Annotated in this window: 13 protein-coding genes; 5 read left to right on the top strand and 8 right to left on the bottom strand. The window is 60.8% G+C overall.

Annotation, left to right across the window (positions count from 1 at the left end; genetic code table 11):
• Positions 1-3 precede the first annotated feature (3 nt).
• The 4 genes from V7Z56_RS09520 (at position 4) to hflX (ending at position 4,156) form a co-directional block, all read left to right on the top strand.
• Positions 4-1,491 carry a TrkH family potassium uptake protein gene (locus V7Z56_RS09520; protein WP_334129182.1) on the top strand — a complete coding sequence of 496 codons (1,488 nt, stop codon included), beginning with the start codon at positions 4-6 and terminating at the stop codon, positions 1,489-1,491.
• Positions 1,492-1,504: 13 nt separating this feature from the next.
• Positions 1,505-2,365: a D-amino-acid transaminase gene (locus tag V7Z56_RS09515; RefSeq protein WP_334129181.1), complete on the top strand. Its 861-nt coding sequence runs from the start codon at positions 1,505-1,507 to the stop codon at positions 2,363-2,365.
• A gap of 201 nt (positions 2,366-2,566) precedes the next feature.
• A complete protein-coding gene (gene hfq, locus V7Z56_RS09510; protein ID WP_334129180.1) occupies positions 2,567-2,809 on the top strand; it encodes an RNA chaperone Hfq in 243 nt (80 codons plus the stop codon).
• A gap of 33 nt (positions 2,810-2,842) precedes the next feature.
• Positions 2,843-4,156 (top strand): GTPase HflX, encoded by a 1,314-nt coding sequence (hflX, locus tag V7Z56_RS09505; RefSeq protein ID WP_334129179.1) that lies wholly within the window; start codon positions 2,843-2,845, stop codon positions 4,154-4,156.
• Here hflX and mazG read toward each other — a convergent pair.
• The gene (gene mazG, locus V7Z56_RS09500; RefSeq protein ID WP_334129178.1) at positions 4,153-5,013 is read right to left on the bottom strand and encodes a nucleoside triphosphate pyrophosphohydrolase; all 861 of its coding nucleotides are present in this window, start codon (positions 5,011-5,013) and stop codon (positions 4,153-4,155) included. The two genes, hflX and mazG, sit on opposite strands and share 4 nt — an antisense overlap.
• 81 nt (positions 5,014-5,094) lie before the next feature.
• Between mazG and V7Z56_RS09495 the strand changes: the two genes are divergently transcribed.
• Positions 5,095-5,694: a regulatory protein RecX gene (locus tag V7Z56_RS09495; protein ID WP_334129177.1), complete on the top strand. Its 600-nt coding sequence runs from the start codon at positions 5,095-5,097 to the stop codon at positions 5,692-5,694.
• A gap of 346 nt (positions 5,695-6,040) precedes the next feature.
• Here V7Z56_RS09495 and V7Z56_RS09490 read toward each other — a convergent pair whose 3' ends face one another.
• The 7 genes from V7Z56_RS09490 to V7Z56_RS09460 all read right to left on the bottom strand — a co-directional run bounded on the left by V7Z56_RS09490 (position 6,041) and on the right by V7Z56_RS09460 (position 12,641).
• Positions 6,041-6,799, bottom strand: coding sequence for an MBL fold metallo-hydrolase (locus V7Z56_RS09490; protein WP_334129176.1), 759 nt, complete (start codon positions 6,797-6,799; stop codon positions 6,041-6,043).
• Positions 6,799-7,584, bottom strand: coding sequence for a TatD family hydrolase (locus V7Z56_RS09485; protein ID WP_334129449.1), 786 nt, complete (start codon positions 7,582-7,584; stop codon positions 6,799-6,801). The genes V7Z56_RS09490 and V7Z56_RS09485 overlap by 1 nt, the downstream gene beginning before the upstream one ends.
• 20 nt (positions 7,585-7,604) lie before the next feature.
• The gene (locus tag V7Z56_RS09480) at positions 7,605-8,705 is read right to left on the bottom strand and encodes a DNA polymerase III subunit delta' (protein WP_334129174.1); all 1,101 of its coding nucleotides are present in this window, start codon (positions 8,703-8,705) and stop codon (positions 7,605-7,607) included.
• Complete coding sequence (tmk, locus tag V7Z56_RS09475) at positions 8,702-9,343, bottom strand: dTMP kinase (protein WP_334129173.1); 642 nt, start codon at positions 9,341-9,343, stop codon at positions 8,702-8,704. The genes V7Z56_RS09480 and tmk overlap by 4 nt, the downstream gene beginning before the upstream one ends.
• Positions 9,344-9,355: 12 nt before the next feature.
• Positions 9,356-10,507 carry a D-alanyl-D-alanine carboxypeptidase family protein gene (locus V7Z56_RS09470; RefSeq protein WP_334129172.1) on the bottom strand — a complete coding sequence of 384 codons (1,152 nt, stop codon included), beginning with the start codon at positions 10,505-10,507 and terminating at the stop codon, positions 9,356-9,358.
• A gap of 88 nt (positions 10,508-10,595) precedes the next feature.
• Positions 10,596-11,606 (bottom strand): septal ring lytic transglycosylase RlpA family protein, encoded by a 1,011-nt coding sequence (locus V7Z56_RS09465; protein ID WP_334129171.1) that lies wholly within the window; start codon positions 11,604-11,606, stop codon positions 10,596-10,598.
• A 42-nt stretch (positions 11,607-11,648) separates the two neighbouring features.
• Positions 11,649-12,641: a lytic murein transglycosylase gene (locus V7Z56_RS09460; protein ID WP_334129170.1), complete on the bottom strand. Its 993-nt coding sequence runs from the start codon at positions 12,639-12,641 to the stop codon at positions 11,649-11,651.
• Positions 12,642-12,764 lie beyond the last annotated feature (123 nt).

Raw genomic sequence — 12,764 nt, 5'->3', positions numbered from 1 at the left:
CCGATGCAGCTCGCGCACGTTTTCACAATCGTCGGCTGGGGAATTTCCCTGCATGCGCTCCTGATGCTGGCGCCGATGGCGTTCAGCCTGCTGTCGGGCGAGGGGGCGCTCGCCTTCGATTTCTTTGTCGCCGGGCTCGTCACCCTCTTTGTCGGAGGCGGGATGCTGCTCGCGATGCGCCAGGAGTTCACCACCCTCGGGCGGCGCGAAACGTTTTTTGCCGCGACGCTGATCTGGATCATGGTGCCGGCCTTCGCGGCGCTGCCCTTTTATCTCAGCGGCGCCATCCCGTCAGCGACCAACGCCTATTTCGAGGCGCTGTCGGGCTTCAGCACCAACGGCGCGACCATCCTTGCGGATGTTGCCGCCGCGCCGCGACCGATCCTCTTCTGGCGCAGCCTCCTGCAATGGTCGGGCGGCTTTTCGGTTCTCGTTTTCCTCTCGATGCTGGCGGGGGTGCTTAACCTGCCGGGCACGACGCCGCTCACCCGCGCACTTGCGAAAGTGAGCGCCCGTCCGGTGACGCAGCGGCTCGGCCACGCCGTTCTCTCGCTGCTGAAGATCTACGCGCTGCTGACGGCTGCCTGCATCGCGGCGCTGCTGGTTGCCGGGACGGGCCTTTTCGATGCCGTCTGCTATGCCTTCAGCGTTCTCTCGACCGGCGGGTTCCTGACCAGTAGCGGCGCCGACGCCTTTCTCTCGGATCGCATCGTCGAAGCAGTGCTGATGGTTTTCATGACCATCGCCGCCATCAATTTTTCATTCCACTGGTCCTTCTTCAACGGCGACCGGCGCTCCTATTTCAAGGATCCGGAGTATCGCTACCTGCTGGCGATGATCGTCTTCGCCAGCCTGCTCGTCTTTCTCCTCATGCTGCCGCATTCCGATCTGCCGGCGCTCGAGACATTGCGATATGCGATCTTCAACACCGTCTCCGCCGTCACGACGACGGGCATCAATATGCCGGTTATCACGGGCGAGGGGGTGTACTACTGGCCGGTCGGCGCGCTGCTGCTGCTCCTGCTGCTGATGATCGTCGGCGGCGCCACGGTCTCGACGGCGGGCGGTATCAAGCTGATGCGCCTCAGCATCCTCGCGCGCCTTGCCGGGCAGGAAATCAGCCGCCTCAGCTATCCGAGCAGCGTCGCGGTCATCAAATATGGCGGCGAGCGGGTGGAGCGCCAGCAGATTCTCTCTGCCTGGAGCGTCTTCGTCCTCTACTGCCTCAGTCTCGTGGCGGTGACCCTGCTGCTCACCGCGGATGGCCTGCAGATGCCGACCGCGCTGATCCTTGCGACAACCAATCTCGCCACCGCCGGATCGGCGGCAACGACATTCCTTGCGGATGGATTGACGGGCGGCGGTGGATTTCACGGTTATGATGCCTTGCCCCGCTTCTCGAAATGGATACTCTGTATAACAATGCTGATCGGGCGGCTCGAGATCCTGGCCGTTCTCTCACTTCTCAACCCGGCCATCTGGCGACGGTGAAAGGTTACGAAAAATGTCGAGAATCGCCTATGTGAATGGCCGCTATGTCCGCCACCTCGATGCCGCCGTGCATATCGAGGATCGGGGCTATCAGTTCGCTGACGGCGTGTATGAGGTGGTGACCATATCGGGCGGACGCCTGATCGATGAAGCCGGGCATCTCGATCGCCTGTGGCGCAGCCTTGGCGAGCTTCGCATTGTCGCGCCGATGGCGCGCGAACCGCTTAAAATGGTGATGCGCGAGGTGATCCGCCGCAACGGGATCGTGAACGGCATCATTTATCTGCAGATTACCCGGGGCGTCGCACCGCGCGATCATCCCTTCCCGAAGAATGCGACACCGTCGCTTGTAATAACCGCGCGCCGGCTGCCCCTTGCCAAGGCGGCAAAAACCGCGGCGGAGGGGGTTGCGGTCATCACGCTTCCCGACATTCGCTGGGCGCGGCGGGATATCAAATCCGTCTCGCTGCTTCCCAACGTCCTCGCCAAGCAGGAGGCGCGCGAGCGCGGCGCCTATGAAGCCTTCCTCGTGGATGAAGAGGGCATGGTGACGGAGGGGAGCTCCACCAACGCCTGGATCGTGACAAAAGATGGGAAAATCGTCACCCGACCGACCGGAAATTCAATTCTGGCGGGTATTACCCGCGCCGCGCTTCTTCTGGAACTCAAAGAGAACGGCATCGCGTTTGAACAAAGAAGTTTCTCGGTCGCGGAACTTCTTGACGCGCGGGAGGTTTTTCTTACCAGCAGCACGTCCTACGTCCTGCCGGTGGTAAAAGTTGACGACAAGGTGATCGGAAACGGCCACCCCGGGCTCGTTTCGCAAAAGTTGCGCGCGCTTTACGAAAAATTCATGGCGAGGGAAACCGCATGAGGGCCCCGCAAAGAGTGTGTCGCATTTTATGACAGTGCTGGAAATTGTTGCAATTTCCGCGTTATAATGCTTGAGTTTGTTCCTACAAATCCTTATGTCAGGGAGACTTTTTCCGAATAACCGCGTAAATAATAAAACAGGCCGAAAGAGTATCGTAAAAAGGCGAGACAACGTAACAGGATAGACGAAAGATAATTCGAGATGGGTGCTGAAAAGTCACAAAACGTACAGGATGTTTTTCTGAACAAAGTACGTAAAGAAAAGATGCCGGTAACGGTATTTCTGGTTAATGGTGTGAAGCTGCAGGGGGCTATCAGCTGGTTTGACAACTTCAGCGTTCTTTTACGCCGGGACGGTCATGAACAGCTGGTCTACAAGCACGCCATTTCAACCGTAATGCCGGCTGGACCGATACAGCTTTTCGATCCTTCGGCTGACGGGTGACGGAACTGTCGGCGATGCGGGTTTGATTCCTGAATGGATGAACCATCGGAACGGGAGGGAATACGTTCGGGGGAGAGGGCGCTTGTCCTGCATCCTTATCTCAGGAAAACCACCGATAACAGATTACGCGACCCCTCGGGTCGCCTTGAAGAGGCCGTGTCTCTGACCGCGGCGATTGCGCTCGACGTTGTCCACGCGGAAATCGTTCCACTCGCAAAGGCGAAGCCCGGCACGCTGTTCGGCGAGGGGAAGATCGACGAACTCGGCGAGTTCATCCGCAACTCTGAAATCGACGTTGTCATCATCGACGGGCCGGTAACGCCCGTCCAGCAGCGCAATCTCGAGCGCCGCTGGCAGGTCAAGATCGTCGACCGGACGGGCCTTATCCTCGAAATTTTCGGCGAACGGGCGCAGACACGTGAAGGCGCGCTACAGGTCGAGCTTGCCCATCTCAGCTATCAGCGCACCCGGCTTGTCCGCTCCTGGACGCATCTGGAGCGTCAGCGCGGCTCGCTCAGCTTTATTGGTGGGCCCGGTGAATCGCAGCTCGAACTCGACCGCCGGCTGATTGACGAGCGCATCACGAAGCTGAAGCGCCAGCTTGCGACCGTCGTCCAGACGCGCGAGCTTCACCGCGCCAAGCGAAAACGCGTGCCGTACCCGATCGTTGCGCTTGTTGGCTATACCAACGCCGGAAAATCGACGCTCTTCAACCGCATGACGGCGGCCGATGTCTATGCGGAGGATCTTCTCTTCGCGACGCTCGATCCGACCATGCGACGCGTATCCCTGCCGGGCGGGCAGCCGGTGATCCTCTCGGATACCGTCGGCTTTATCTCGCACCTGCCGACCGAACTTGTCGCCGCATTCCGCGCAACGCTCGAGGAGGTGCTGGAGGCCGATCTGATCGTCCATGTCCGCGATATCACCCATCCCGAGACGGAGGCGCAGCGGCAGGATGTGCTCGATGTGCTGAAGCGGCTTGGCGTCGATACCGATGATGCCGACCTCTATCTCGAGGTTCTGAACAAGATCGACCGCCTCGCGCCCGATGAGAAGGAGAAGCTCGAGAACAGCACCAGCCGCTCGGACGGGCAGGTGGCGATTTCGGCGATAACGGGCGAGGGGATCGAACGTTTCCTCGCCCTTGTTGAGGCGCGGCTGACGGCGCGCCAGAAAGAGCTTAGCCTCGATATCCCGGCCTCGGACGGGGCGACGCTCTCCTGGATCTATCGCCACGGCACCGTGCTGGCGCGCGAGGATCGGGACGATATGGTGCATATCGATGTCAAATTCTCAGCCGAGAACCTCGGCCGACTTGAGAAAATCCTAAAAGATATCCGCTAACTATCTGAACTATTTGCGAGTTTATCCGCTGCGCGGATCTCGTTCCAGATCGCATCCATCTCTTCGAGCGTGCTTTCCGCGGGCGTTTTTCCGTCTCTTGCAAGGATTTTCTCGACGCCTTGAAAGCGGCGGACGAATTTCCGGTTGGCAGCGCGCAGTACCGTTTCAGGGTCAAGCGCGAGATGCCGTCCGAGATTGGCGATGACGAAGAGGAGATCGCCATATTCTTCCGCGATACGCGCCGCGTCGGCCTTTGTATCAATCTCCGCCTGCAACTCGCCGAGTTCCTCGCGAATCTTGTCGAAAACCGGCCTGACGTCGGGCCAGTCGAAGCCGACCCGGGCGGCGCGCTTTTGCAGCTTTACGGCGCGGGTGAGCGCGGGCAGGGCGAGGGCGACACCATCGAGCGCCGAGGGCGGGGTGAGGGCGTCGGCGTCCGCCTCGAGGCCCGCGCGGGCACTTTTCTCGGCCCGCTCGCGCGCTTTGACCTCTTCCCAGGCGGCGGTCTGCGCTTCGGCGGTTGGAATATCTTCCGTTCCGAAGACGTGCGGATGGCGGCGGATCATCTTCTCTGAGACCGCGCGCACCACATCATTGAAATCGAATTCACCAATCTCCCTGGCCATTTGTGCATAGAAGACAACCTGAAACATCAGGTCACCAAGCTCGTCCTTCAGCTCCTGCATGTCGCGCCGGGCGATGGCCTCCGCCACCTCATAGGCCTCCTCGATGGTGTGCGGCGCGATGGTCTCGAAACTCTGTTCCAGATCCCACGGGCATCCGCCGTCCGGATCGCGCAATTTCGCCATGATTTCAAGAAGTTGATCGATAGGAGACGGGATGGTTGAGGACGACATGGGCAAACTTTCAGCAAATTGGCGTGGGTTCGGTCAGTTTAAGGGATTTCCTTCTCAAATAGCCATAAGTAACATGGGCCTATGAGTGACGAGACGGACGATAGGGCGCGCCGCCGCCCGCGCAAGATTATGGAGCCCGGCGAGAAATGGCTCTACGAGCAGGCGCTTCGCTATCTCAACCGCTTTGCCGCGACGAGCCACAAGATGCGCCGCCATCTGCTTGCCAAGGCGGCGCCGCATGCCGAGGCGCTCGGCCTTGATATGAGCACTGTTGCAGCGGATGTCGAGACGGTGATCGCGCGGCTGATCAAGGCCGGCTTTCTCAATGACACGGAATATGCCGCGAGCAAGGCGCGCCTTATGGTGCGGGACGGGCGCTCGCTTGCGCAGATCGAGGCGCGGCTTCAGGCGATGGAGTTTACCGAGCCGGACCGCGACAATGCGATCGGGGCGCTTGGCGCGGATCGGCGTGCGCTCGATCTCAAGGCCGCCGCGAAGCTGGTGAAGAAGCGGCGCTTCGGTCCGTATCGCAAGGCGGATGCGAAGGAAGGCCAGCGCGAGAGAGAACTGGCATCGCTCGCGCGGCAGGGATTTTCCTATGACGTTGCGGTAACCGTCATCGACGCCGGGGACCCGGAGACGATCGAGGCAATTCTTTACGGCCCGGCGGACGGTGCGTGAGCGAGCGTGGTCTCGGGCTGCGGGCGCATCACCTCATGGAAGCCCGCGCGCAGACCCGGAACAGCATGCAAGATTATTTGCCGCGCAAAGACAAGAGGGAGGATCAACTACCGTCCGCTTTCTGAAATCCGTTTTGCGCATAATATATATTATGGAAAATATTGGATGTGGCAGAAAGCCACTTTCCGGGCGAAAGGCCCCCTGTACCCCAAAGCCCCCCGGTAGATCTCAAAGCCCCCTGTGCAGGAAAATGCTCTCGCGGCATCCATTACGCCGCGCTCCGTTCTCATGATTGGAAAACGCAAGCCGACGCGCCTGTGGCAACCTGCGACAGTCGCGCACCGGCTTACGCGCGGATCACCATGCCGTCATAGGCCGGCTCGACGCCCGCCGGCAGCTCTTTAAGCAGTGTCTGGTAATCGAGATCGACATGCATGTTGGTCAGCACCGCCCGGCGCGGTTTCAGCCGCTCGATCCATTTGAGCGCCGTCTCAAGGTTCACATGCGTCGGATGCGGCGTATAGCGCATGGCATCGACGATCCAGGTATCGACGCCTTCCAGGATCTCGAACCCCCGGTCATCGAGATGGACGAGATCGTTGGAATAGCCGATCGGCCCCATGCGAAAGCCGAGGCTGGTGATCGTGCCGTGATCCTGCTCGAACGGAATAAAATCAATATCGCCAATGCTGAACGGCCCGTTGATGACATGTTCGTTGAGGACCGGCGGATACGGATTTCCGTCAAGCTGGCGAAAGCAGTAATCGAAGCGCCGCATCAGGATATCGAGAGTTTTCTGGTCGCCCCAGACATTCACCCGGCCCCGGTTGCGGATGGCGAGCACGCGCAGTTCGTCAATGCCGTGGCACTGGTCGGCATGTTCATGCGTCCAGACAACGCCGTCCAGCCGGTCGATATTGGCGTCGAGAAGCTGCTCGCGGATATCGGGCGATGTGTCGATCAGCACCTGCGTCGCCTTATTTTTCACAAGGATCGAGCAGCGGCGGCGGCGGTTTTTCGGCTCATTGGGGTCGCACGCGCCCCACTCATTGCCAATCCGCGGAACCCCGCCGGAGGTTCCGCAGCCGAGGATTGTCACCTCCATTAAACTGTCCGTTCTATCTTATTGAAAAGGTTAAAGAAATTATTCGTGGTTATGTCCGCGAGCTGGTCCGGCTCAACGCCTTTCAGCGCCGCGACCTGGGCGGCCGTATGGGCGACGAAGGCGGGCTCATTTGTCTTGCCGCGCTTTGGCACGGGCGCGAGAAACGGTGCATCCGTCTCGACCAGCAGCCGCTCAAGCGGGATCTTTTTCACATGAGCGCGAAGCTCGTCGGAGGGCTTGAAGGTCACGATCCCGGAGATTGAGATGTAAAATCCGATTTCCATTGCTTTTTCAGCAACTTCCCAACCGGAACTAAAGCAGTGGATGACGCCCGTGAAGGGCCCCTTCGCATATTCATCGTGCAAAATCCCGATAGTGTCCGCATCGGCGTTGCGGGTATGCACGATGAGCGGCAGACCCGTCTCGCGCGCCGCGGCGATATGCTGGCGGAAGGATTTCTGCTGCAGCTCGCGCGGCGAATGATCATAGTAGTAATCGAGCCCCGTCTCGCCGATGCCGACGACCTTGGGGTGCGCCGCAAGTTTGACCAGCGTTGCCGTTGAGACCTCATCACTCTCGCTTTCCGCCTCATGCGGATGGACGCCGACGGAGCAGTGGATATTCTCGAACCGCTCGGCAATGGCGCGCACGCTCGCAAACTCCCGAAGCTTCGTGCCGATGGTCAGCATATGGCCGACGCCGGCGTTCTTCGCCCGCGCGACGACGGCGTCAAGATCGCCTGCAAGCGCCTCGAAATTCAAGTGGCAATGGCTGTCAACTAACATCACAAATCTTTTCCCGCAGGTTATTCACCCATGCGTTCTACATTCAAAAAGAGGTTGAGAACAACCTGTTTGGAGTCGAGATTGACCTCGTCCGCCTTCTTTATCAATTCATTTCCCCGCTCCCAGAGCGCCGACCAGTCCGCAGGGGAATGGCGGGCGATCATCTTTCGCATGATCTCCGCCTCGCCGGCCACCAGATAATCGCCCTCGAAATTCTCGGCTGCGGCGCGCACAAGACGGGTCAGCCACCAGGGGTAAAGCTCGCAGATGCTGCGATAGACGGCTTCGGCTTCCCTGCCCCCGCTACTGTCCGCGAGCTTGTGCAGCGTTGCCGTGTCGAGACGCGGGTAGTCTTTGAATATATCGAGGATCGCCTTGAAGATATCAAGCCCCTTCGCCTCCAGCAGGCGGAGCGCCTTGCCGGGGCTGCCCTCGGCAAGGGTCAGCAGCTTTTCCATATCACCCGGTTTGATATCCACTTTGTGGTCATCCAGAACGCGGCCCATATCGGCATCGCTGAGCGGACGGAGCGCAAGTTGCCGGCAGCGCGAGCGGATAGTTGGCAGGAGCCGCGCCGGCGTGTGCGAGATCAGCAGAAACAGGACGCGCTTCGGCGGCTCTTCAAGGATTTTCAAAATCGCGTTGGCGGCGCTTGCGTTCATCTCGTCGACCGGATCGATGATCACGATACGCCAGGCGCCCTCCGCCGCGGTGAGCTGGAAAAACGGGCTGAGGGCGCGCACCTCATCGACCCGGATGACGGAATAGAAGCGCTTGTTCTTGACATCATACTGACGTTTGAGAACGGCGAGGCCGGGATGGGCGCGGGCGCGAATGAGCGGCAGCGCCGGATCCCCCTCCGGCACATCGAGACTGTCCGGCGGGCCGAACAGCCCCCCTCCCCCTTGCGCCGCGTCGCTCAGCAGGAATTTCGCGGCGCGGTAAGCAAAGCTCGCCTTGCCGACGCCGCGCGCGCCGGTAATCAGCCAGGCGTGATGAAACCGCCCGCTCAGAAAATTCTCAAGAAAGCGCGTCTCCTCCGCCGCATGGCCGATCAGCCGCCCGGTCTCACGCGGATGCGGATAGCCCTCCAGACGGTCCGATTGCGGCACATCGCTCACGGCAGCAACCGGCTTGTCACAATCTTGCGCATCTCACTCTGGATCGCCTCGACGCCCTGCAGCGCATCGATCAGCACGCAGCGCGCCGGGTTGGCCCTCGCTATCTCAAGAAAGCCGCTTCGCAGCCGCTCGTGAAACGCGAGGTCCATCTTCTCGAAGCGGTCCTCGTTATCGCCGCGACCGCGGGCGCGTTTCAGCCCCTCCTCCGCCGGCAGGTCGAGGATGAAGGTGAGATCGGGGACGAAATTGCCCATGGTGAAATGGTGGATCCGCTCCACCGCCTCGGTGCCGAGACCGTTGCCGTAGCCCTGATAGGCCATGGTGGAATCGGCGAAGCGGTCCGAGATGACCCATTTCCCGGCATCGAGCGCCGGCCAGATGGTGAGGCGAAGATGATTGCGCCGCGCCGCGTTGAAAAGCAGCGTCTCGCCGATGGCGTCCCAGCGGTCAACCTCGCCGGTCACCAGCAGGGCGCGGATATCCTCTGCCCCCGGCGCGCCGCCGGGCTCGCGCGTCAGCAGCGGCTCGATGCCGGCGTCTTTCAGAAACTCGGCCAGCAGGCGGCTCTGGGTCGATTTCCCGCTGCCGTCCCCGCCTTCAAGAGTGATGAAATAGCCCGCCCCGGCCCGCTTTTTCATGCGTTTGACCCGTCAGTTCACCGACGGGCCGAAGACGAGATAGTCGATGGCCGACGTCAGGCGCTTGAACAGGCCCGGCTGGCCGATATCCTCGGTCGCGACGAGCGGCACGCTGATCGTCTCCATATCGGGACCCGAAACCATGAGCTGGGCAACCGGCGTTCCTTTCAGGATCGGCGCCGGGATCGGCTCGGTATAGACGACCTTCACGGTCATGGATTTGCGCGCCTGCCGGTTGAGGGTGACGGTGAGATCCTTCTCAACGGTGAGCGGCACGGTATCCTTGTCGCCAAGCCAGACGCGGGCGTGATCGACGATATCGCCGGCCTTGAAGAGCGCATAGTTGTTATATTCGCGGAACGCCCATTCCATCAGCCGTTCGGATTCGCGGCTGCGGGCGCTCGCATTCTCAAGGCCGTGAATGACCATGACGAGGCGGCGGCCCTCCCGCTCGGCCGAGGCGACAAGACCATAGCCCGACTCTTCCGTATGGCCGGTTTTCAGCCCGTCCGCGCCATTATCCTTGTAAAGCAGCGGGTTGCGGTTGCCCTGCTTGATGCCGCTGAAGGTGAATTCTTTCTCTGCGAAAATCTTGTAATATTCCGGGAAATCGCGGATCAGATGCTCGGCAAGAATGCCAAGCTCGCGCGCCGTCATGCGATGCTCGGGCTCCGGCCAGCCGGTGGCGTTGCGAAAGGTGCTCCGCGCCATGCCGAGCTCGCGCGCCCGCGCCGTCATGGCGTCGGCGAATGCCTCTTCCGAGCCGCCGAGGCCTTCCGCGATAACGATGCAGGCGTCATTGCCCGACTGTACGATAATGCCGCGCAACAGATCGCTGATGCTGACGCGGCTGTCGACCTCGACAAACATCTTCGAGCCACCCTTGCGCCAGGCCTTCTCGCTCACGGGAAGCGTATCGTCGAGCTTGAGGGAGCCTTCCTTCAGCCGTTCGAACACCATATAGGTGGTCATCAGCTTGCTCATCGAGGCCGGCGCCATCAACTCATCGGCATTCTTCTCCAAAAGCACTGCCCCGGTATTTATATCGAAGATATAGGCTTCCCGCGCCGCAGTTTCGATCGGGTCGGCCTGTGCGCCCGCAGTGCACAGGATCAGGCCAAAACATAGCGGCAGGATAGTCCGGGTGAAGTTCCTCAAAGTCATTGCGCTCACGCTTTCCGTCATTAACAAATCTATCTTCAGTCTGCCGGGGCCACTCCCGGCGGGCATCCGTATCGACCGGCGCTGCCCGTCATTCAATGATGATCCGGGCATCATGATGGCCGGTATCAATGAGGCTGCTGAGCACCCGGTCGGCCTCGTTGATATCACCGACAGGCCCGACGCGGACACGATAGAAATCCTGTCCGTTGACCAGCACCTGGCTGACCTTGGTCGGGCCGAGGCTCGAGAGCCGGGCGCTCAGTATATTGGCATTGTTATAATCGATAAAGGCGCCAGCCTGGATAAAAATCTCGCTGCTGCCGACCGGTTGCAGGCTGACAAGCTGTTGCTCGCCGGCAGGCGCGCTCGCCGCCGCCACATCCGCCGCTGCCGGCGCGGGCGTTGGCGCAGGCGCAGGCAGTGTCTCCACGCGCGGGGCGGCGGCGATTTTTGCGCCAGACGGCGGTGCAAGGCTCGCGGACTGCACCTCGGCCCGCGGTGCGGCGGCGACATTGTTGCGCTCGCTCTCCGGCGTCTCCGGTTTTGCCGCAATCCGCGTATCGCCGAAGCCGTCGCTGTTGATCACCTCGACCCGGACTTTGGCCGTCCCCTTCTGCACCATATCAAGAAGCTGCGCCGCGCGGTAGGAAAGATCGATGATGCGCGAATGGGCAAACGGCCCGCGATCATTGACCGTGACGATAACGGAGCGGCCGTTTTCAAGGTTTGTCACCCGCACATCCGTCGGCAGCGGCAGCGTCTTGTGGGCCGCGGTCATGTGATACATGTTGTAGGTGGCGCCGTTCGCCGTCTTGCGCCCGTGAAAGGGCTCGCCATACCAGGAGGCGATGCCCGTCTCGCTATAGGTCGGATCGGCCTTCGGATAATACCAGATGCCGTTCACCTGATAGGGGCTGCCGAGCTTCGGCGCGCCGCGGTCGATATCGCTGATGCTGGCGTTGGTTATCTCGGGGTCTGAGCCGCGGGAATTCAGCTTCTTGGCGCCATAACTCAACAGGCTCACCTCGGCGCAGCCCCCAAGCAGGAGGGCTGTTGCCGCGAGGGCGAGGAGACTGGATCTCGGGATTGCTTTCAACATACTTCACGAACCTTTTACGCTACGCATAGAGCGGACATCATGTCAGCCGTCTCCTATTCTGTCAGCGAGAAAGCCGACGGACATGGCAAAATAGGTGGACCGGTTCCATTTCAGCAGGGTCCGGTAGTTATCATAAACAAGGAAGGTCTGGCCACGGCTTTCTTTCGGCTGGACAAGCGAGGCGACAAGCTGGCGGCCCGGCAGATCGCCGCCGCCGATTTTCCGCACGCCGAGCGCCTGCCACTCGGCCATCGGCTTGGCGACTTTAAGATCGATCAGGGAAGGGTTGAACCCGGCCGGCAGCGTCACCTCCCGTCCCCAGGTCTCATCATATTTCCAGCCCGAACGCGCGAGATAGTTGGCGGCGGAGGCGAACACATCGGCTTTCGTCGTCCAGATATCGCGCTTGCCGTCACCGTCGTAATCGACCGCGAAGCTGACAAAGCTCGACGGCATGAACTGCGACTGCCCCATTGCGCCGGCCCAGGAGCCTTTCATCTCGCCAAGCGGGATATGCCCCTCATCGAGGATCTTGAGCGCGAGCAGCAGTTCGCCGCGGAAATAGTCGGCCCGCCGGTCGTCATAGGCGAGCGTCGTCAGCGCGTTGATGACGCTGAACCCGCCGGTATAGCTGCCATAGCGCGTCTCGACGCCCCAGAGGGCGACAATAAAGCGCGGCTGCACGCCGTATTTCGCGCCGATCTCCTCCAGCAGCGCGCGGTTCTCATTGAGCAGCGCCTTGCCCTTGTCCACGAGCGCCTGCGGCAGGCGCTGCGTCATATATTCCTGGAAAGTCTGGACGGTTTCGGGCTGTTTGCGATCGAGGGAGACGACTTTCTCGATCAATTCGACCTCGGCGAAGGCGGCCTCAATGGTCGTATCGCGGATCCCCGCCGCGCGGGCATCCGTCTTCAGTTTGGTCAGCCAGATATCGAAGGGTTCGGAGGCGGCCTGAACCGGCAGTGCCATGGCAAGCAGACAAAAACCCGAGAGCAGGGTTATCAGAACGCGCGCCAGCGCCGATTTTCTCGCCATAGGAACTCCACTCTACGCATTAACCATTTCCTTTTGCCATAAGCTTGGCCGATTGGCAACGTTTTCGGGCCGAAATGCGCCCGCCTCGCGGCAATTTGAAGCGCCCGCAAGCGCGCTCCGGGC

Origin of the sequence: Sneathiella sp. (assembly GCF_036844445.1) — a bacterium.
GTDB lineage: Bacteria > Pseudomonadota > Alphaproteobacteria > Sneathiellales > Sneathiellaceae > Sneathiella.
The sequence above is the reverse complement of the archived record's forward strand: the minus strand, read 5'-3'. Positions and strand labels throughout refer to the sequence as shown.